Source organism: Kitasatospora sp. NPDC050543, assembly GCF_044457565.1.
Taxonomy (GTDB): domain Bacteria; phylum Actinomycetota; class Actinomycetes; order Streptomycetales; family Streptomycetaceae; genus Kitasatospora.
In genome coordinates, this window is record NZ_JBITGZ010000036.1 from 1 (window position 1) to 20,119 (window position 20,119).

Genomic DNA, 20,119 nt, shown 5'->3' on the forward strand with positions numbered 1-20,119 from the left:
GTCAGAGGATCGACGTTCTGGCCGCCTGCGAGAGCGCCGCGGCGGTGCGGCGCTCTCGCAGGCGGCCGACGGATCCAGGCCTTGGACCACTGTCACAGGCGGTCCGGTTGTGTCAGGCGTTCCGGGAGGCCCTCTTCCGGATGGGGCGCAGACCCAGCACGGTGGCGATGAACGCGGCCAGGGTGAAGGCTGCGGTGGTCAGGAACGCCGCGTGTGTGCCGGGAACGAACGCGCCGGGCACGGCGCCCGCGGCCTTGACCGAGACAACCACGGCGAGTCCGATCGCGCCGCCGAGCTGCTGGGTGGTCTGGAGCAGTCCGGACGCGGATCCGGCGTGCTCGGGTGCGACTCCGCCAACGATCAGGGACGCCGCGGGCATGAAGACCCGTCCGGCGCAGATGCCGTTCAGCAGCAGAGGGGCGAAGACGGCCGGGAAGTAGCTGCTGGTGGTGTCGAGGTTGGCGAGCCAGACGAAGCTGCCGGTCAGGCCGAGGGCGCCGATGAGCAGGAGCGGTCGTTGTCCGAAGCGTCCGACCAGCCGGGGGGTGATGCGGGACAGGGCGAGGATGGCCAGGGTCATCGGCAGGAACGCCAGGCCGGCGACCAGGGGGCTGAAGGCGAGGACCTGGTGGAGATACTGCACGAGCAGGAAGAGCGTGGAGATCTGTGCGCCGAAGACCAGGGTGACGATCACCAGTCCAGCGAGTTCACGCGGACCGGGGCGAGCAGGCCGGCGCCCTTGAGGTAGCGCTGCCGGTCGAGCCAGCTCACCAGGTCGCCGTGCTCGCTCTTGTCGGAGGCGTCGAGGTGGCCGTGCCGGGCGCGGAACGCGGCTGCCAGCTGGTGCATGCGCTGCCACTCGGTGGCGCGCGGGTTGAACGCCCGCAGCTTCACGGTCTGGAGGATCCGCGCGGCGTGCTTGCGGGCGTTGATCCGCAGCCACTCCACCGGCGACTCCGGCGCCGGCTGCTCGGCGTCACCAGCCTCGCCGGAGTCCTCGCCGGCCTCCGACTCGGTGATGTCCTCCTTCTCCCCCAACCGCCTGGTGCGCAGCTCGGTGATCCGGCCCACCACCCGGGCGTCGTGGGCAGCCAGGGCCCGCAGGACACGCCAGATCGTGCAGAAGCTGGACGCTTCGATCTCGTCGTCGGCCTCGGCCTTCACCGCCTCCCCGGCGTCGGTCACCTTGGCCGGGTCGGTGGTGGTGGTGTCGTCGCCGACCGCCGTGGCGGGACGTGCCCACCTGGTATGGCGAGTGGGAGACGGTCTACGGGTGTCAGGCCCCAGCAGGTCGTGCTGGGGCGGGCGCCCAGCGGTCGCCTGTCGCGGGGCGCGGCAGGCCAGGACTTACAGAGACGTTACACGCGTGCGCGAAGATCACCGCGGGCCGGCCGGCAGACGCGGTCGGCCATCCGTCCGCGCAGCATTCACCGTTCAGGAGAGATCCGCACCATGCGCCATCAGTTCGGCCAGGACCTGGCACCGGACGCCAGGTCGAGCCTGGCCCTGCAAACGCTGGCCCAGCTGCCGCGCCGTACTCCGGCGACCCTCGGCTGGCTTCTGCTGCTGGGGGCGGGCACGGCCGTGGTCAAGGGCATGCTGGCCGAGGAGACCTCGCAGCGGGTGCTGGAGGCGATCAGCACCAACCCGGACAACCTCGCCCGCCATCCGCTGCGCTGCCTGGCCACCAGCCCGTTCGTGGAGGCCGACGGCACATGGCTGGACCACCTGCTGGTCGTGGGCCTGGGCCTGGCCATCTGCCTCGGCCTGCTGGAGTGGCGGATCGGGACGCTACGGGCGCTGGCGGCGGCCGTGTCGGGACACCTCGGCGCCACCCTGCTCACCGCGGTGGTCGTGGCAGCGGCGGTCGACGCGGGAACGTACCCCGCCGAGGTCAGGCACGCGCTCGACTACGGGGTCAGCTACGCGTCGATCTCCGCCATCGCCGCCGTCACCCCGCTGCTGCCGCTGCGGCTGCGGCCCTGGTGGGTCGCTGCCGCCGTGCTCTATCCGCTGACGCTGGCCCACTGGTACGGCCTGCTGCCGGACTTCACCACCGTCGGGCACATCCTCTCCGCCGCAATCGGACTCGCGGCCGGCACGGCAGCTGTCACCCTTCGGCGGCGCGGCCGGTGATCCGACCGTCGCCCGGACACCGCGGCGCCGCGTTCCTCAGGAAGCGGGGACGGGAGTGAGCCCCAGCTCGACGGCTGGCTGTCTGGTCCGCCCGCTGACCGCTGTTCAGCCCCACCAGCCATCGGCGCCCGCCGCCGAACCCCTCCTTGGCGGAGTAGGTGGGGCTCGAACCCAAACGAGTGCTCGCGCGCCCAAGGTCTTCAAGGAAGAGGCCGACGCCGCCTGTCGGCTGACTCCTCCGAGCACTGCTGTGTGCTGCGCGAAGAGTGTGCGGATCGAATGCGAGCGGGTGTGAACCCGACGACGGCTTGGCAAGCCGCTGGCTTACCAGTCGGCCAACTCACCCTGGGGCTGCCGGACGAAGATTCGAATCCCGAACTCTCTGATCCAAAGTCAGGTGTGCTGCCAGTTGCATCGTCTGGCACTGCGGGCGGCACGAAGAAGGGCGGCTCGGGCGGAGACAGCTCTGGGGCGGCCTGGCCAGTTGCCAATCAGCGCGCCACGAGAACAGGACCCAGGGGCGGATCAACGTTCTTCCTCTGATGGCTCGCCCTGCTGCTGATCCGCATCGTCGAGACCACCACCGGCGCGACCTGGCTGACCGTCCGCCGCGAGCTGGTCTTCCTGCCCGGCGAGGCTTCGGTCACGCTGGTCGCCGGCCTCGGCCAGCGCTGCGGCGACGGCGGCTCTGGACTCGGCGTTGTCGACGATGCGCCGGAGTTGGGCGGCGAGGTGCAGCACCGCCGGGGGCCGGAGGCAGCCCGCCTCGGGGCCCGTGCCCTGCGGACAGTCTGCGTCAGACCCCGCGCAGGGCAGGCCTCAGGTCCGTCGGCGCCGGCTGGTAGTCCAGGTGGGTGCGGGCAGCCGTGAGGTCGAGGGTGCGTTCGTGGGCCAGATGGCGGACGGCGTAGACGGTCAGGCGGGGCCGACGGGCGGATCGGGCAGTCCGGGTCAGGAGTTCGGCGGTGCGGGCCAGTGGGAGGGCGACGGCAAGCGGTAGGTAGACAAGTGTGGCCGGGAGGTCGTGGGCGGTCAGGACCTGGCGAAGCACGTCGTCCAGCACGACCGGCTCCCGGTCGGTGATGTTGAACGTGCCGGAGGAGCGACCCTCGGCGGCGAGCAGGCAGGCGTCGACCAGGTTCGCCACGCTGGTCAGGCTAAGCCGCTGCCGGCCATCGCCGATCGCGAACAGCTTTGGCCCGTACGGAGTTCGGCGCACCGCCTGGAGGACGCGCGGCAGCAGCGTGGTGTCCCCGGGACCGTAGACGGCGTGCGGTCGCAGGATTGCCGCGTCGGGGCGGACCCGGCGCACCCACGCCTCCGCCAGCGCCTTGGAGCGCCCGTAGGCGTCGGTGTGCCGGACCGTGTCGGCCTCGTTCTCCCGGGCCATGACGGTCGGCCGACGCGGGTCGTAGACGCTCGCGGTCGATAGGTGTACGAAACGCGCCGTCTCGGGAAACGCCGCCAGCACGCCCCTGGTGGTCAGTACGTTGCCGCGGTGGAACGCCTCGGGGCGGGCCCAGTCGGTTGCCAGGCCCGCGCAGTGGATCACCGCGTCAGGACGGGCGAACGGGGCCGGGAGGGTCGGCCGGGTCGTGGGGTCCGCCAAGTCCCAGGCGAGGTAGGGCGCGCCACCGATCAGATCGGCGGGGACGGTGCGGCGGCGCCCCAACGCCAGCACCTGGTGCCCGGCGGCCCGTGCCGCGCGGCACAGGGCACTGCCGACGAAGCCGCTGGCCCCGGTGACGACGGTGATCACGGCGCCTCTTTCGTGACCAGTGCGCGGAGTTGCTCGCGATCGGGCTTCTCGGTCCGTCCCCGTCGCGGGATCGCCGGGAGGCAGTGGATCCGGTCCGGCAGTGCCGCGTGATCGATCGCGCGGGGCAGTTGGCGTTGCAGGGAGCGGAGGAGTTCCGCTTCCGGGACCGAGCCGTCCGGGCACACGGTCAGCACCACCGCCTCGTCGGCGGTCAGTGGGTCGGGGACGCCCACGATGACGGCCTCGGCGACGCCCGGGAGAGCTGCTATCGCGGGTTCGTACAGGCCCGGGTAGAGGTTGAAGGAGCCGCGGATCAGCATGTCCTTGGTCCGGCCGAGCAGCACGATCCGGCCCTCGGCATCGATCCGGGCCCGGTCACCGGTGTTGAGCTCGCCGATCGGTCCGTCACCGAGATAGCCGGTGGCCAGGTGGGAGCTGCGCACCAGCAGTTCGCCCTCTTCGTTGAGGCGTGCCGTGACTCCGGGCAGGGGGTGGCCGGCCAGGTCGCCGTGGGGTGCGTGGTCCAGCTTCTCCTCGGCCTCGGTCACGGCGATCGGCAGCATCTCGGTCGCGCCGTAGACCACGGCGATTCGGGCCGAAGGGAGCGCATTCTGCAGGCGGCGCAGAATCGGGGGTGGCACGGGAGCGGCGCCGAGCAGCACCGTGCCCAGGGTGCCCGGGAGTTGGCCGGCCGCGAGCAGGCGAGCCAGCGCGGCCGGGGTGCCGAAGGTGTGGCTGGCCCGGCGACGCCGCAGGTCCCGCAGGAACCGCTTCGGACGCACGGGAAGCGGCGCAGCCGACCAGGTGGCGCCGGCGGCGAGGAAAGCGAAGGCGATCATCAGCTGCTCGGAGTGCACGACCACCGGGCCGGGGGCGGCGGGCAGGCCCAGGCTTTCGCCGAGCAGGTCGGCGCCGGCGAGAAGCGTGGCCTGGCTGTGCACAACCGCGCGGGGGCGGGCGGTGGTGCCAGAGGTGAACACGACCAGGGCCGGGCGGTCCGGGTCCCCCACGGGCGCGGGGGCGGTGCCCGCATGGGACGGGGTTGAGGGCGCGGGTGGCTTCTGCGGCCTGCCGGTACCAGGCCAGTGCGCCTCGCGCGCGGGTGCGGACGCGGTACGCGCCAAGGTGGCGGCGGAGAGCGTGTTCGGGGGCAGGCCTGGGAGGCGCGGGCCGGTGTGGACCAGGCGCAGGGTCGGGTCGCAGAGCGCGGGCAGGTTCAGACCGAGGCGGCGCAGCAGTGTGCGTCCCGCCTTGCGGGCGGCGAGCGCGCAGAGCCAGGACTCGGCGGCCAGCCAACGCGGCGCGGTGAGGCCCTCGGTGACGATCCGTCCGCGCGCGGAGTCGAGCTCCGCGCCCGCACCCGGGTCGGCCACCACCACGGCGGCGCCGACCGCCATGACGGCCAGGCCGAGCACCAGGGCGTCCCGGCCGGGGCGGACCGCGAACAGCACCGTGTCACCGGCGGACATGCCCACGGCCCGCAGCCCGCTCGCGGTAGCGGCGATCCGCTGAGCGAGCTCGGCGTAGGTGAGCGTGCCGTGTGCGTCAAGCAGGGCGACCGCACCGGGCGACCGGCGCGCGTGGTGCGCGATCCGGCTGGCCAGTCCAGTGCCTGCGGGGTCCTGCGTGCCACTCATGAGGCCGTCATCTCCAGCCTTGCCTGGTCCGCGTACCTCCGGGGACCCGCCGCTCATCCGGCCTCCACCACCAGCCGTGCGTAAGTCGGTATCAGAACCCGCCGCTTGACCCGTCGCCGCACGATACGCTCAGCCCCCGCCATCAGCACCGCCTGCATCAGCACCCGTATCTCAGCCAGCGCGAGCGGCGCACCGATGCAGTAGTGCGGCCCGGCCCCGAACCACAGGCGCTTGGGATCATGCGCCGGGCACCGCCCCAATGCCGCCGCCCGGTCGAACGGCCCCGCAGCCAGGTCGCACCGCGCAGTGGCGATGACCACCCGGTCCCCCTCACGCACCGCCGTCGCGCCCAGTCGGCCCGGCTGCGCGGCCCGGCGCAGCATCGCCGGACTCGGGGTGATCACCCGCATCGCCTCGTCGATCGCCGTATCAAAGGCCGCGCCGCCTTCTTCCAGGTCCGCCCGCAGCGCAGGCAGCAGCCCGGAGTCGTGCCAGAGCGCGAACACCCGCGGCACCGTGGTCGCCACCGTCTCCGTCCCGGTGAGCAGGAACGCTGCCGCCAGCCCGAGCGCCTGCTCCCGGTCAAGCCCGTGGCCGCGCAGCCGCCCCATCATCGAGCCCGACTCCGCCCGGTCGTACGCCTCGCCCGCCGCCGCCACCAGACTGGCCAACACCGCCTTCGCCCTCGTGACCTGGCGTGGGGTCAGTGCCCTGGTCCGCAGCCCCACCATCCGCACGATCCGCTCGCCCCGCTCGAACACCTCCGCACCCGCGGTGTCGGCTACCCCCAGCAACTCGCCGATCACCGTGCCGGCCGCCGTCCTGGTCAGCGCCACCAGGTCCACCGCACCGCCCGCGCCCAGCCGGCCGGTGGCCTCGCGCAGCACCGGTCCGAGCACCCGGGTGCACAGCTCCGTGGCCTGGGCCCGGGTGAACAGGCCGGCCAGCGCGGCCCGCAGCCTCCGGTGCTCCTCGCCCTCCATGTTCAGCAGCACGGCCGGCCCCAGAACCGGCGTCCACAGCGCCCCCGAGGACCCGGGGCCGTCCTTGCGGAACCTCTCGTGGTCGAGCAGCACCTGCCGGGCCAGCTCCGGATCGCTGACCACCACCCCGACCCCCGGCACCCGCACGACGGGACCACGCCGGGCCACGGCCGTGATGAACGGGTACGCCAACGGGTGGGCGGCCAGCTGCACCCGTCGCTCCCAGACGTGTTCCTGCCGCTTCATCGGATATCGACCACATCCGGCCGGTACCGGTGGTCTGCGTACCAGGCCAGCGTGTTGCGCAGACCGAACGCGCGCAGCCGCCGCACCGAGCCGTAGACACGCATGCCGGGGACCTGCCCGTAGGCGGTGGTTAGCTTGCGCACCTGGTTCACCAGGGCGCGGTCCTCGTGCACCTCCTCGATCGCGGTGCGCGGGAAGCCGCCGCATCGTTGGTAGAGGTCAGCGGTGATGGCCAGATTCGAGCCGGGGCACATCAGGTACGGGCCGAGGTACTGTGGGTCGCGGTTGCCGGGCCGGAGCCTGCCGAACCAAGCGGCCAGCGCGACGACCGCCGGCAGCAGCCGGCTCTCCCAGAGCTTGAGCCGGAACTCGTCGGTGCGCGGCAGTAGTTGACCGGTGACCAGTTCCAGCCCGCCGGCCAGGCCGCCGCGGACGGCTGCCGTCCAGCCGGGCACCGGAAGGCAGTCGGCGTCGGTGCGGGCCAGGTACCGGGCGCCGCCCTCGATCGCGAACCGCATCCCGGTGTCCGCCGCCGCGCCGGTGCCCTTGCGCGCCTCGGTGATCAGGTGCAGCGGGAAGCCGGCGGTGACCGCGAACTCCCGGACCACCTCGGCCGTCAGGTCGATCGAGGTGTTGTCCACCACCACGCACTCGAAGTCCGCGTCGGTCTGCTCCGCCAGCGCGCGCAGCGTGGCCGGCAGCGAGACCTCCTCGTTGTAGGCCGGCACGACCACCCACAGATCGGTCACTGGTGTTCCCTCACAATCGAGCTCACAGCTGCGCGAAGACGACGCCGAGCGAGACCCCGCCGGCAAGTCCGATCAGCGCCACCCGGTCGCCCGGCCCGCAGCGGCCCTGCTGCAACGCCTGGGCGAGTTGGAACGGCAGCGAGGCCGAGGCGAGGTTGCCGTGCTCGGGCAGCACCGGCACCAGCGACCCGGCGGTCAGGCCGGTCCTGCGCAGGAAGGCGTCCAGCAGTGGCACGGTCACCTGGTGCACCGCCACCACCGCGAAGTCCGCCCAGGTCAGGCCGTGTTCGGCCAGCGCCTGGTGGATCAGCTCGGGGCCGAGCGCCTCGAAGGCCGCGTGCAGCCGTGCGCCGTCCATCCGGAAGTAGCTCGCCTCCGGGTCCCGCGGGTACGCGGTGCCGCCGCCGGGCAGGGTGCCGACCTCCCAGGCCGAGGAGTCCGCGGTGAAGCCCCGGTGGAAGATCCCGTCCGGCGCCGCTCCCGCCTCCAGCAGCACGGCCGCGCCACTGTCGGACAAGGTGTAGCCGGGGAACGACTCGGCGAACTGGCTCCGGTCCCGAACCGACCAGCGGATCGCTCGCGACGGCAGCTCCCCGGTGCAGAGCAGGACCCTGCGGTACTGCCGGCCAGCGATCAGCGCCTCGGCGACCTGGATCGCGTTGAGCACGCTGTTGCAGGCGTTCTTCACGTCGAACACCGGGCAGCGCGCCCCGATCTTCGAAGCCAGGATGTGCGCGGTAGCGGGCTCAACCATGTCCTGCGAGGCGCTGGCGAAGATCAGCAGGTCGAGGTCCCGCGCGTCGAGGCCGGCGTTAGCCAACAGTTTCCGGGCGGCTGCCGCGGCTAGGTCGGAGGCCTGCCAGTCATCGGGGGCGACGTGCCGCACGGCGATTCCGGTGACCGTCTCGATCAGCCCGGGGCGCGGCCGGTAGGGGCCGCTGTCGGCGATCCGCTGCTCCACCTCGCGCGAGGTGAGCGATTCCTCCGGCAGGTGCACCGCCACCGCGGCGATCACCGCGCGTGCCCCGCCGCCTTGCCCGACCAACTGTCCACTGCCCTCCGACACAGTGCCCGAGCCTCCCCCGAGCCGCCTGATCATACGATGATCCCGACCCAGCCTGCCGCGGTACGGTTCCTCGCACGGACATCCGAGGCAGCAGTGGGGGGCGGGGCGGCGATGGGCGCGACAACGGCAGAACGGCACGAGAGCAGACTGCTGTGGGCCAGCCGGCCCGCCTTGTGGACGCTGACCAGGATCACCATGGCACGGCCCTTCGGACCGATCAGGCGGTTGCCCAGGCTGGGCTGGGTGGCGAGCGAACCCACCCTGATCCGGGCCGTGCTCAACGACCACGAACATTTCACCCTGCTCGGCGAGGGCGGCGTGGGCCACCTGTGGGAGCAGATCCTCGGGCCGTACGTCACCCGGCTCTTTGACGGCGCCGGCCACGCGGACCTGCGCCGGCGCGCCCGGGACCTGTTCACCGAAGAGAACTCCGCCGCCCTGGTCGAACGGGCCGCCGGGCCGGTCTACGCCGACGTCACGGCGCGTCTCGCCGCTGGGAACCAGGTCGACGTGGCCGCAGCCGCCCGGCTCGTCGTCGGCCGCCTGATGGCCGACCTGCTCGGCCTTCAGCTCCCGCCGGACAGCCCCGACTCCACGTACTTGGAGACCTTCACCGCAGGCGAGCGGCTGGCCGCGCTGGCACTCGACACGGCCGCCTCGACCGAGCTGCCGCCGGAGCGGATCGAAGCGGCGAAGCAAATCGTCAAGTCACTGACCAGTGGTGTTCCGGCGGCGTACGCCAGTGCCGAACCTGACACCCTGCTCGGCCGCTGCCGCGAGGCCGGGATCACGCTGGAGGAGGCCAGCGGCCTCGCCTCGCTGCTGCTCGTCGCGGGCACCGAGACCGCCGCCAGCGCGATGGCCCGCACGGTCGCGCTGATCCACGACACCGGGCAACAGGAACCGCTGCTCGCCGACCACGGGCTGATCGGCGACGCGGTCCGCGAGGGACTCCGGGTGACCACGCCCGCGCCGGTGATCGGACGGCACGTCAGCGCGGACGTCACGTTGGCCGGCCGCCGACTGCGCAGGGACGAGCGGATCCTCCTCGTCACCTACGCGGCCGACAACCTGGCCGGCGGATTCGACCTGGCACGCCCGTACGACCCGCGCTCGCGCCAGCTCTGGTTCGGCGCCGGCCGGCACCTGTGCCTTGGCGCGCCCGTCGCACGGGCCGAGATCGCCCGGATGGTCGCGGCGGTCTGCGCGGCGGGGCGCCCTTACCGCATCGTCTCGCGCAGCTACGCCCAGAAGGTGATGATCCCTTCCTACGCCTCGCTCGTCGTCGAGCTCGACTGATGGGGCATGAGCTGCCGTTTGAGGGTGTCCGGGGCGAGGTGGCGGACCTCACGGAGCTGGTCGTTCGACGGTCAGCCGTAGCCGTGCCGCGAGTGCCTCCAGCGGCTTCATCCCCGCCACCATCTGGAAGGAACCGGCGGCGAACTCCCACATGCTCTGCTGGAACGCAGGATCTCCCTTTCCGCCCTGGTATTCCGGAGCTGTCTCCCACTCCGGCTCAGGCCCTGGCGCCTCGATCTCCGCCACGCCGACCTCCCCGCCCGAACACCGTCCCTACCGTTGGCGATCACGGCAGCTCACAGCCCAGCTCGGCCCTCACCCAATGAACGTATGCGGTCAGAGCCAGGCCGCGTCTGACAAATGATCATCTGGTCGGTTTGAACCGCACCGGTTCGAATGGAGACTCGATTCTCTGAGAGGATTGAGTCATGGCACGTCCCTCCCCTTACCCCGCTGAGCTGCGGCGTCGCGCGGTGCGCATGGTCGCTGAGGTCCGTCCGGACTACGACACCGAGTGGGCCGCGATGAAGGCGGTCGCGTCGAAGCTCGGCGTCGGATCGGCCGAGACCGTGCGGCAGTGGGTTCGGCGGGACCAGGTTGATTCCGGGCAGCGACCCGGGACGACGACGGAGGAGTGAGCTGAACCGGCAGGGCCACGAGGTGGCCCGTTGCACCGTGGAACGGCTGATGCGCGAGCTGGGCATCACCGGCGCGGTGCGGGGCAGGAAGGTCGTCACCACGATCCCGGATCCAGCCGCCGCGCGGGCGCCCGACCTGGTCGAGCGAGACTTTGTGGCCCCAGCGCCGAACCGGACCTGGGTCGCGGACTTCACCCACGTCGCGGCCTGGGCCGGCACTGTCTACGCCGCGTTCGTCGTGGACACCTTCTCCCGCCGCATCGTCGGCTGGTCCGCGGCCACCACGAAGCACACCGAACTCGTATTGGCCGCGCTGGAGATGGCGCTGTGGCAGTGCGGCCGCACCGGCACCCGGCCCCGGGCGGGCGAGTTGACGCACCATTCGGACGCGGGGTCGCAATACACGTCATTTGTGCTCGCCGAGCACCTGGACCGAGCCGGCATCGCCGCATCCATCGGATCGGTCGGCGACGCGCTGGACAACGCACTGATGGAATCGACGATTGGCCTCTACAAGACCGAGCTGATCAAGCCCCAGCGGCCCTGGCGAACGCTCTCCGAGGTCGAACTCGCCACCGCCGAGTGGGTGGACTGGTACAACCACCGCCGACTCCACGGTGAGATGGGCCACGCCCCGCCCGCCGAATACGAAGCGAACTACTACCTGACAGCCACGAAACCCCTGGTCACAGTCACAACGTAGAGTCTCCGACCAACCCGGTGCGGTTCAGACCGACGTCGGAGCTACTCGTCTAAACGACGTTCAGCGTGAAGTACCTGACGGTGAGCGCGTCCGCCTGCGAGCCGGGGTGCAGGTCGATGCGCTCCACGAACGCGCCTCCGAAGTTGTACCGCTTGACGATGCGGCCGGAGGAGTCGGGGACACCGACGGTGATGCTCTTGAGGCGCCCCTCCCGCCCCGCGATCGCGTCGTCGATCCACCGGTCGACCGCGGCGCTGTGGAACGCGGCACGCACCAGCGTCACCCTGTGGTTCGCGACATCCAGTCCGCTGACCTCGTGGAGGAACTCGACCGAGGTTCCGTCCATCTGCAGGATGAAGATGTCCGTCGCGGAGAAGTCGCTCGGATTGATTCCGCCGCCCACGACCGGGCCCGCGGGCGCGGCTGCGGCAGGGACGGCGGCCGCCCCCACCACCGTCCCCGTCATGGCCAGGAGGACGGCGCCGATGACGCCCACCCCACGAACTGCCCAGCGTCCGCCGAGAAACCTGCTCATACCGATCCCCTTCCGAAGAAGCATGTGTCATTGGCAGGTTCATGCCCAGAACGGTTGGGGTTGAAGAGCCGAATCCAGTCAACTCGACCCACAATCCTAGTCATTCGGCTGACCACGGGCCCGATTAGGGCAGGTTCCGTCCATCCGGTCGACACCGAGACCAGCCGGTGGCGCCGCATTGACGGCGTCGCGGCTTCGACCGCAATCGTGGCCGATGGGGTGTCAGTGGGCGTTAAGTCCGTTTCTGGTAGCGGCCCGTGTCGACGGAGGCGGCACGGGCCGCTTGTCCAGGCCGGGCGAGGCCTTCGCCACCCGGTCCGGCTGGTGGCGGCCGGCGGATTGGTCGCCGCCGTCCGGGTCTGGCGCAGCGAGCGAGGTGGTGGTCGTCGAGGTGGCCTCCCGTCAGCAGGAGGCCGGTGCGGGCACGGTGGCCGGCCCGGCACCCGGACGCTCGCCTGCGGCCGGCACTGCACACCACCCCCTTGTCCGCGGTCTGACCACACCCCGTGTTCCCACCGGTGGTCCCGCCCGGTTCGCCCTTGTTACGGGACCTCCGCCGGCAGCGGGGCCACGATCCTCCGTCATCGAAGTATCGCCGTGGATGATCCTCCGTACTCGCCCGTTCAGTACAGGAGTTGGCCACCGAGGACAACAAAACCCCCGGCCCGTGCGGTGTCGGTGGCCGACGATAGATTCTTCCCGGGCCGGCAGACAGAAGACCGGCATCTCCGGATCGCCCACCCGCTGATGGGAGAACCCTGCTTCGGGCCGGGGCGACCGGCGCGGCACACCCTATGCAGGAGACTCATGAGACCCCGTTTCTCGAGGACGCGTCGTGCGGCCTCCGCCCTCGTCATAGCGGCGGCCCTGGTTACGCTGGCCGCCACGCCGGCACAGGCAGCCCCGGCCGGCATCGCAAACCCCGATTTCGAGGCCGGGAATTCGAGCTGGAACCAGTTCTCGACCCCGTTCGGCGGCATCCCGCTGATCAACGCCTCCTCCGTATACCCCGCCCACTCGGGCTCCTGGAAGGCCGAGTTGGGCGGACGCGGCATCACCGGTGTGAACCGCATCTCGCAGCAGCTGACCGTCCCCGCATACCGCGTGCCGGTTCTCAGCTTCTGGCTGCGCATCGACCCACAGACCCCGGCGACCATGGGCTTCCGTGAGCTGGACGTCGAGGCGACCGCACCGGACGGCAAGTCGTACCTGCTGACCAGTCGCACCAACAAGGACTCGAGCGGCGCCTACGAGAAGGTCACCCTGACCCTCCCCGACGCGTTCTACTCCTCGTCGGACCAGCAGGTGAACCTGTCGTTCCTCGCGGTCGAGGACAGCTCCAACAAGCTGCCCTTCCTGGTCGACGACGTGACGATGGACTTCCGTCTCAAGGTCTTCCGTCCCTGGATCCCGCCTGTGATCCTCCGCCCGGCGACCGGGCTCTGACCGTCCCGGGCTCCCGTCCGCCGAGGCCGCGTGAGCAGCCTGCCACGGCCGGCCACCCTGCGGCCGGGAGCCCGACACGACCCCAACCCCGACGCCCACACCGACGACCCGGCCGGCGGCACCCGGGCCACCACGTTCCGCAGCCTCGCCGGCTCCCTCGCCGGCTCCCTCGTCGGCACCCCGACCAGCGCGCCGTCATGGCAGCCCACCTCACGGACCCCGACTTCGACGCCCGCCTCGCACCGCCGCCCTGGGCCGTCCGGGATGCGGACGCATCCACGGCACCCACCCCGAAGCCCAGTCACTCCAGTCACTGACAACCATCCGACCTGCACAAACACCCGGTGGCCGAACACCCGGCAGGCGGATCCGGCAACGGGGCCGCGGCCGTTGCGCCACCCGCCCGGTGCGGAGTTGTGCCGCTCCAGGGACTCCACAACTCACCGATCCCTCACAGGCGCGTCCGGGAGCAGCGGCACCAGTTCCCCGGGCCTGTGGCATCGGATCTCGACCGTTTGCCGCTGAAGGTTGACAACCGGAGGATGTGACCCTGCGCTTCGAAGGTTGAGCGGGACGACCTGTAGCGTCCGTTGGACACGTAGACGGCTTGCTCGGATGGTGCCCCGGGCCGGGCCGTCGGGGAACGAATGGTGTGCGGCCTGCGGAGCCTGGCAGGATCGGCAGATGCACCGCTTCCACTTTCGCGGCTCTCGGACCGGGACCTGGCTCCTGCTGCTGGTCTGCGGCGCCGTTTTCGGCTTCGTGCGGGACAACCGGCCGCAGCTGCCGGCGGAAGGGCGTCTGAGCAGGATGGGCCTACGGACCGTCAGGATCTGGAGGTCTGTGAGTTCTGCGGTAGGCGGGAGCCCAGGACCGCGCACGGCAGGCGCCTCGAGTTTGCCCGAGGGCTGGTTGGCCGTGGAGATCGACCGCCGGGCCGCCGAGGTGCTCTGCCGTACGTACTGCTCCGAGGACCATCTGCGCCTGGATCTCGCAGGCCCGCTTCCCACTCCGGAACCCTTCCAGGAGGAGGAACCATGGGACGGGGCTCCTCGGACCGCCGGTGACCGTCTGGCCGGCCTCGCCTGGAGCGTGGGCTGTGGCTCGTGGGCGGGTTTCTGTTGCTCGGATGCGTGCTGGCGGTGCGGTTCCTGGCCGGACTGCTGTAGCGGACAGTCCCGCCTGTAGTCGCAGCGAATCATCGGCACCGCCCCTGTCCACATCCCCGCCCCGCCCGTCACCGGCCCGGCACCCGGCAGGCGGCGGCACGAAGCAACGCCCCGACGCGGCGGTCGGCCGCAGGGGCGGGGGCGGCGACGGCCGGGAACAGCGGGCGGTGCGGGCCCCGGCCCCCGGCGGGGAGAAGTGCGGGCGGGAGCAGCAGGCGGCCGCCACCGTCCGGGCCCGGCGACCAGCAGCAGGAACTCGCTCTCCCCCGGGCACGCGGGCACCCGGCGGGCCGGACGACCAGGCGTATCAGGACCGGCACCGCCACGGACCCGGCGCACTCTCCCGGCGGCATTCCCGCCGAATTCCGAACCGCTCTCTCCGGGCCTGTTCTCCCGGCAATTCACTACGAATTGTGCGACGGAATCCGGCAAGCGTCTCCGACGAACCGTCAATTCGAAGGCCACCCGGACGACCCTCGGCGTCCCCGGGGACCGCCCTACGCCCTCCTTCCCGCAGACGGCACCGCGAACACCCATAGCGACCGGACCCGGACCTGGAACGACGACCGTTCCCGTCCCCGTCCAGTCCCCCGCACCGCACACCTGCCGGCACCCGCCCGGCCGACACCGGGACCAGGCCGCAGGCGGGAGCGCGCCGCCGGTGCACCGCCACGTTGGACCCATCCCTCGGGCGCGTGCCGGAGGACGCCGGCCCGTACCTCCCGGATTCTGCACCGGCACTCCGGTCCTCGCCTCGGCAGCGCAGAGGACCACCGCGGTCCTCTGCTGCCGTCCGAAACGCCCAACCCCAAACGGCCCAGGACTCCTCCCCGGCACAGACCCAACGCTGTCCGCAGCCCGATGTCGGGTCCGCCGTGCCTCTGACGCCTCGCTACCACCGACGGTAGAGCGTCCGCAGCCACGGCTCGCGGACTGCGGCCATCCGCTCCAGGGTGTTCGCGTACGCCTGCCACGACGGCTCGACCGGATACGCCGGCCGCGGCGGCAGCAGGTCGTCAGGCTCCCAGCCCTCCGGCAGGCCTCCGCGTGTTCACCGCCTCCACCGTGCGCCGCCGGCGATCACCCGGGCCACCGGCCTGGCGCACTCCGCGCCTTGCCCGTTGCCGCCGCCCGCCGCGCGCATCCGCAGCCGGCTCCGGACAGCGTCGGCCACATACCCGGCGACCTGCCGGAGGATTCCCGGCTCCGGCACCTGCTCCTCGGAGACTGGCGCGGCGGTACGCACCGGGCTGATGCGGAGCACCAGCCGCAGCACCTCGGGATCGCGCCCAGTTCCGGTCGGGCTACCTTGCTAGCATCCTAGCAACGAACTAGGCTGCACTCGTGGGCGATGAGGAAGTCAAGCAATTCAACGTGTACCTGCCGATCGGGCTGATCAAGCAGGTGAAGTACCGCGCCATCGAGTCGGGCATGTCGCTGTCGGCACTGGTCGCCGAGGCGCTGCGTGCCTACCTCGACGACGCCCATGGGCAAGAGCGCCAATCGACCGAGAAGGAGGCCTGACATGGCGACCGAGGGAATCGAGACCCTGTTCCTGGAGACCCACAACTGGGGCAAGGCGGCACGCTTCTTCCAGGCACTGGGTTACGAGCTGGAGTTCGAGACGGGCCACAGCTCCGGCCAACTCCGCAACGGCGACGGTCCCTGCGTCTTCATCGCGGAGGTCCCCGAGGACCGGGAGCCTCAGCTGCAGGTCGTGCTGAAGGTGCCGGACGCGGACGCGTTCCGTGCCGATCCGGCCGTCGAGGTGGTCACGCCGTTCGAGGACACCCACTTCGGGACCAGGCTGATGACGGTCCGCGACCCCGACGGGCGACTGTGGAGCCTCCAGGCTCCGGTCAAGAACTGACGGCGACGAAGAGAGGGAACACCATGGCAGACGAACCGACCGCGGCGCCGGACGGCACCGCGGTGCGGACCGCCCTCTGGCGGGCGATGCACGCGCAGGTCGACCGGCCGCCCCACGTGTTCGAGGACGAGATCGGCCTGCGGCTGGCGGCCCCCGACGAGGACTGGCGCCGCCGGCCCGACATGGACCCGTACCTCACCAGCGCGTTCCGGGCGGCCATGGCAGCCCGCGCCCGGTTCATCGAGGACCTGGTCATCGAGCAGGCCGACCGCGGCGTCACCCAGTACGTCATCCTGGGAGCCGGGCTGGACACCTTCGCCCAACGCAGGCCGGACACCGCCTCCCGCCTGCGGGTCTTCGAGGTCGACCAGCCCGGCCCGCAGGCGTGGAAGCGCCGTCGGTTGGTCGAACTGGGCTACGGCATCCCCGACTGGCTGCAGCTGGTGCCGGTCGACTTCGAGGCGAGCGAGGACTGGCTGAGGAAGCTGATTGCCGTCGGCTTCGACCCCGGCCGGCCGGCGTTCATCGCGTCCACCGGCGTCACGATGTACCTCACCGAGGACGCCACTGCGGCCACCCTGCGCCAGGTCGCCGGGCTCGCCCCCGGTTCCACACTCGCGATGACCTTCCTCCTGCCGCCCGAACTGCTCGACGAGGCCGATCGCCCCGGCCTACAGGCGAGCAGGGAAGGAGCGCGAGCATCCGGAACGCCGTTCATCAGCTTCTACACCCCGGAGGAGATGCTGACCCTCGCCCGCGAATCCGGTTTCGCGGACGCCCGACACGTGTCGGGGGCTTCGCACGCCGGGCGCTACTTCACCGATCGCACCGACGGCCTTCGCCCGTCGACCGGAGAGGACGTGCTGCTCGCCGCCACCTGACCCTCGTCGACCCGTCGAATCGGGCACGGATGGTCCAGCCGGCCGTCCGCCTCGGCGGCGGCCCGGCGCCCGGCGGCGATGCCGGCGGGCCCCTTCATCACGTGGCCTCACCGACCAAGCAGCAGAGTGCCGGGGAAGGGTCCTGGACACGCATCAAGAAGTGGCCGCGTTCATCCGTACGTGGCTGGGGACGTAGCTGTACGCCGACAGCAAACCGAACTGGAGCGCGCGGCGAACAACTCTGCGCAGCTGGTGCTGCTGCACATGCCGGACACCTGCAGCGGCGCGAGGTCACCGGGGGTGGTGTCGCCGACATCGTCGCCCTTGGCGCGGGTTCGCCGGCTCCGCGGGAACAGGGCGGGAGGGTGGTGCGGTGCCGCCCGCCTCGTTCCCGATCGCCTCGCCCGGCGTCGGACGGGCCGCGGCCCGGCGGCCCGCGATGGCTGACTGCGGCCGAGGCCGCTTCGAGGCCTCCCTCGGCCGGTACCCCTGTCCGGCCGCGTCGCCAGGCCGGGGCCGGACCTGACGACCCCACAGGCGCGCGGCTCGGGGGCGGAGGACGCACCGTCAGAGCCAGGCCCACGGGCGGGCCGCGGGCGGGCGCGGGCCGGGCCGAGCACACGGTCGCCGTCCTCATCGAACGGCAGATCGCCACCCCTGGGTGTTCGGGCTGAGAACGACCGGCCAGGCTGCCTGGGGCACGGCTTCCTGGCCGGTCACTGCCTACGACTGAGTCGTTTCAGACGAGCGTCGGCGTTGAAGCGGGCAGGTAGGGGGTCAGGTTGCGCCACGCGCGCTCGATGTACTCCTCCTTCTCCCCGACAGGGGCGACATAGTGCAGTGCGCTTTCGGCGGCGTCGTGGCCCTCGAGGCGGGCGATGATCCAGGCGGCGAGGTAGTGCGAGGCGAGGCAGCCGCCGGCGGTGGCGATGTTGTCCTTGGCGTAGAAGGGCTGGTTGAGCACCTCGACGCCGGCGGCGATGACCCAGGGCTTGCTGGTCAGGTCGGTGCAGGCGGGGATGTCGTCGAGCAGGCCGAGCTTGGCCAACACGAGCGCGCCGGAGCACTGCGCGGCGATGAGTTGGCGCGAGGGGTCCAGGCCGCGCAGGATGTTCATGATCGCCTGGTCTTCGACGACCTCCCGCGTGGCGATGCCGCTGCCGACGATGACGGCGTCAGCGGCGCACGCCTCCTCGAGAGTGGACATCTGCTCGATGACCACCCCGTTCATCGAGGTCACCTTGGGGCCGGGGGTGGCGATGGTGACGCGCCAGTCGTCGGACTTGATGCGGTTGAGTACACCGAGCGCGATCAGGGAGTCGAGCTCGTTGTAGCCCTCGAAGGTGAGGATGGCGATGTGCACGGCGACTGTCCTTCCGGATGGGTGGGTCCTGACGGTAAGAACCCGCGCACAGGACAGTCAAAGAATTGTCATGGATACAATGCGGTGCATGGCAGCCTCGCGGTACAAAAGCCTGGTCGACGCGCTCGCATCCGACATCCGGACAGGCCGGCTCGCCGCAGGCGCGCGGCTGCCGACACACCGCAGGCTCGCTGCCAGCGAAGGCATGGCCGTGGTGACCGCGACCCGGGTATACGCCGAGCTGGAAGCGATGGGCTTGGTAAGCCGGGAACAGGGCCGCGGCACGTTCGTGCGTGACATCGCCGTTCCCGCCGGTCACGGCAGCGATCAGCAAGTCGTCGCCACGGATGCGGTCGACCTCAACTTCAACTATCCGTCGCTGCCCGGCCAGGCCAATCTCCTACGGCAGGCTCTACGAGAGGTGGCCACCTCTGGTGAACTCGACTCGCTGCTGCGCTACCAACCACATCGAGGGCGTCCCCAGGACAGAGCCTCGATCGCGCGGCACCTGAGGCGTCGAGGTATCTCCCCCGACGCGGATCAGATCCTCATCGTCAACGGGGCGCAGCACGGCCTGGCCATCACCGTCATGGCCGCGCTCAACGCCGGCGACGTCGTCGCGGTCGACGCACTCACCTACCCGGGCTTCAAGGTGCTCGCGCATGCCTTTCATCTCGACCTGGAGCCCATAGCCGCAACTGCCGACGGGCCGAATCTCGATGCCCTCGAGAAGCTGTGCGCGACCCGCCCGGTGCGCGCGATCTACACCATGCCGACCTTGCACAACCCTCTGGGGTGGGTCATGCCGGCAACCGACCGCACCCGTCTGATCGAGATTGCCCGGCGGTACGGTCCGCTCATCATTGAAGACGCCGCGTACGCCTACCTGGTCGAGGATCCTCCACCACCTCTGGCTGCCAGTGCACCGGACATCACCATCTACGTCTCGGGACTGTCCAAGAGTGTCGCCACCGGCCTGCGGGTCGGCTTCGTCGTTGCCCCACCGTCCAGGGCGCCGTCGCTCGAGCGGGCGATTCGGGTGACTACCTGGAACACCCCGGCCCTCACCACCGCGATCGCCTGCCGCTGGCTCGAGGACGGCACCGTGGACCGCTTGGAAGCGCAGAAACGAAGTGACGCCAAGGCCCGCCAAGCACTCGCCAGACACGAACTGGCAGGCCTACCACTCATCAGCCACCCCTCGTCCTACTTCACATGGCTGACGCTGCCCGACAACGCCCGCGCCGATCGCCTGACCGCCACCCTCGCGCGTCAGCACATCTCGGTAAGCACGGCGGAGCCCTTTGCCACCTCGAACCACACACCACAGGCGCTCCGCCTCGCACTCGGCTCGACCGATCTGGACAGTCTCCAGTCGGCGCTGCGCACAGTGCGACGAGTCGCTATCGAGGACGCCTACGCCTGAACTCCACTCGACCAGCCGATTCCCGACAACCCGGGCCAAGGTCGCCAAGTGGCGCCACAAGCTCCAGGCGTGACAACCGAACCCGGTGAAGGTCTTCCGCCGCTGTGCGACGAGCACCGCGGTACGGGACGGCAGGTCCGGCGGACGGTGCCGGGAGGCCCGGCGGCAAGGAGCGAGCCACGCGCCCGCCAGGGTCGACGTCGGCCGCACCGC

The 20,119-nt window shown here is 71.1% G+C and carries 19 protein-coding genes, 1 tRNA gene and 1 pseudogene; 8 read left to right on the forward strand and 13 right to left on the reverse strand.

All coding sequences use genetic code 11. The features are described 5' to 3' along the window. Positions 1–112 precede the first annotated feature (112 nt). Both ACIBH3_RS30345 and ACIBH3_RS30350 read right to left on the reverse strand, forming a co-directional pair. Positions 113–766, reverse strand: coding sequence for an MFS transporter (locus tag ACIBH3_RS30345; RefSeq protein WP_396315364.1), 654 nt, complete (start codon positions 764–766; stop codon positions 113–115). Next, positions 691–1,185, reverse strand: coding sequence for a helicase associated domain-containing protein (locus ACIBH3_RS30350; protein WP_396315314.1), 495 nt, complete (start codon positions 1,183–1,185; stop codon positions 691–693). Before ACIBH3_RS30350 ends, ACIBH3_RS30345 begins: the two co-directional genes overlap by 76 nt. A 267-nt stretch (positions 1,186–1,452) precedes the next feature. Here ACIBH3_RS30350 and ACIBH3_RS30355 point away from each other — a divergent pair, with 267 nt between their 5' ends. Then, positions 1,453–2,136, forward strand: a complete 684-nt coding sequence (locus ACIBH3_RS30355) for a rhomboid-like protein (protein ID WP_396315315.1) — start codon at positions 1,453–1,455, stop codon at positions 2,134–2,136. 276 nt (positions 2,137–2,412) lie between these two features. Here the strand turns inward: ACIBH3_RS30355 and ACIBH3_RS30360 are convergent. From ACIBH3_RS30360 to ACIBH3_RS30390, 7 genes are all read right to left on the reverse strand, one after another. Continuing rightward, positions 2,413–2,482 (reverse strand) — tRNA-Gly (locus ACIBH3_RS30360). A gap of 179 nt (positions 2,483–2,661) precedes the next feature. Then, positions 2,662–2,877 carry a hypothetical protein gene (locus ACIBH3_RS30365; RefSeq protein ID WP_396315316.1) on the reverse strand — a complete coding sequence of 72 codons (216 nt, stop codon included), beginning with the start codon at positions 2,875–2,877 and terminating at the stop codon, positions 2,662–2,664. Between the two features lie 55 nt (positions 2,878–2,932). Beyond that, on the reverse strand, positions 2,933–3,895 hold the full coding sequence (locus ACIBH3_RS30370; RefSeq protein WP_396315317.1) for an NAD-dependent epimerase/dehydratase family protein: 963 nt from the start codon (positions 3,893–3,895) through the stop codon (positions 2,933–2,935). After that, positions 3,892–5,532 (reverse strand): class I adenylate-forming enzyme family protein, encoded by a 1,641-nt coding sequence (locus tag ACIBH3_RS30375; RefSeq protein WP_396315318.1) that lies wholly within the window; start codon positions 5,530–5,532, stop codon positions 3,892–3,894. The genes ACIBH3_RS30370 and ACIBH3_RS30375 overlap by 4 nt, the downstream gene beginning before the upstream one ends. 53 nt (positions 5,533–5,585) lie before the next feature. After that, on the reverse strand, positions 5,586–6,761 hold the full coding sequence (locus tag ACIBH3_RS30380) for a cytochrome P450 (protein WP_396315319.1): 1,176 nt from the start codon (positions 6,759–6,761) through the stop codon (positions 5,586–5,588). Further along, positions 6,758–7,510, reverse strand: a complete 753-nt coding sequence (locus ACIBH3_RS30385) for a glycosyltransferase family 2 protein (RefSeq protein WP_396315320.1) — start codon at positions 7,508–7,510, stop codon at positions 6,758–6,760. The genes ACIBH3_RS30380 and ACIBH3_RS30385 overlap by 4 nt, the downstream gene beginning before the upstream one ends. 22 nt (positions 7,511–7,532) lie before the next feature. Beyond that, on the reverse strand, positions 7,533–8,576 hold the full coding sequence (locus ACIBH3_RS30390) for a 3-oxoacyl-ACP synthase III family protein (protein WP_396315321.1): 1,044 nt from the start codon (positions 8,574–8,576) through the stop codon (positions 7,533–7,535). Positions 8,577–8,819: 243 nt separating this feature from the next. Here ACIBH3_RS30390 and ACIBH3_RS30395 point away from each other — a divergent pair, with 243 nt between their 5' ends. Then, entirely contained in the window at positions 8,820–9,875 is a 1,056-nt protein-coding gene (locus ACIBH3_RS30395; RefSeq protein ID WP_396315322.1) for a cytochrome P450, read from the forward strand. A gap of 48 nt (positions 9,876–9,923) precedes the next feature. Here the strand turns inward: ACIBH3_RS30395 and ACIBH3_RS30400 are convergent, their stop codons facing one another. Further along, a complete protein-coding gene (locus ACIBH3_RS30400; RefSeq protein ID WP_396315323.1) occupies positions 9,924–10,121 on the reverse strand; it encodes a hypothetical protein in 198 nt (65 codons plus the stop codon). 182 nt (positions 10,122–10,303) lie between these two features. Between ACIBH3_RS30400 and ACIBH3_RS30405 the strand changes: the two are divergent. After that, positions 10,304–11,216, forward strand: a pseudogene (locus ACIBH3_RS30405) (IS3 family transposase). A gap of 49 nt (positions 11,217–11,265) precedes the next feature. Here the strand turns inward: ACIBH3_RS30405 and ACIBH3_RS30410 are convergent. Then, a complete protein-coding gene (locus ACIBH3_RS30410) occupies positions 11,266–11,751 on the reverse strand; it encodes a hypothetical protein (protein WP_396315324.1) in 486 nt (161 codons plus the stop codon). Positions 11,752–12,558: 807 nt separating this feature from the next. Between ACIBH3_RS30410 and ACIBH3_RS30415 the strand changes: the two genes are divergently transcribed. Beyond that, positions 12,559–13,197 carry a hypothetical protein gene (locus tag ACIBH3_RS30415; RefSeq protein WP_396315325.1) on the forward strand — a complete coding sequence of 213 codons (639 nt, stop codon included), beginning with the start codon at positions 12,559–12,561 and terminating at the stop codon, positions 13,195–13,197. Between the two features lie 2,220 nt (positions 13,198–15,417). Here the strand turns inward: ACIBH3_RS30415 and ACIBH3_RS30420 are convergent. Then, positions 15,418–15,630: a hypothetical protein gene (locus tag ACIBH3_RS30420; protein WP_396315326.1), complete on the reverse strand. Its 213-nt coding sequence runs from the start codon at positions 15,628–15,630 to the stop codon at positions 15,418–15,420. 80 nt (positions 15,631–15,710) lie between these two features. Between ACIBH3_RS30420 and ACIBH3_RS30425 the strand changes: the two genes are divergently transcribed. From ACIBH3_RS30425 to ACIBH3_RS30435, 3 genes are read left to right on the forward strand one after another with little or no spacing between them, the layout of a single operon-like run. Then, complete coding sequence (locus ACIBH3_RS30425; protein ID WP_119990337.1) at positions 15,711–15,890, forward strand: CopG family transcriptional regulator; 180 nt, start codon at positions 15,711–15,713, stop codon at positions 15,888–15,890. Position 15,891: 1 nt separating this feature from the next. Then, positions 15,892–16,236 carry a VOC family protein gene (locus ACIBH3_RS30430; protein WP_396315327.1) on the forward strand — a complete coding sequence of 115 codons (345 nt, stop codon included), beginning with the start codon at positions 15,892–15,894 and terminating at the stop codon, positions 16,234–16,236. 23 nt (positions 16,237–16,259) lie between these two features. After that, positions 16,260–17,117, forward strand: a complete 858-nt coding sequence (locus ACIBH3_RS30435; RefSeq protein ID WP_396315328.1) for a class I SAM-dependent methyltransferase — start codon at positions 16,260–16,262, stop codon at positions 17,115–17,117. Positions 17,118–17,856: 739 nt separating this feature from the next. On the opposite strand, the gene ACIBH3_RS30440 is transcribed toward ACIBH3_RS30435, so the two are convergent. Then, a complete protein-coding gene (locus ACIBH3_RS30440; RefSeq protein WP_396315329.1) occupies positions 17,857–18,480 on the reverse strand; it encodes a DJ-1/PfpI family protein in 624 nt (207 codons plus the stop codon). Between the two features lie 88 nt (positions 18,481–18,568). On the opposite strand from ACIBH3_RS30440, the gene ACIBH3_RS30445 reads away from it, so the two are divergent. Further along, complete coding sequence (locus ACIBH3_RS30445) at positions 18,569–19,906, forward strand: PLP-dependent aminotransferase family protein (protein ID WP_396315330.1); 1,338 nt, start codon at positions 18,569–18,571, stop codon at positions 19,904–19,906. Positions 19,907–20,119: the final 213 nt, after the last annotated feature.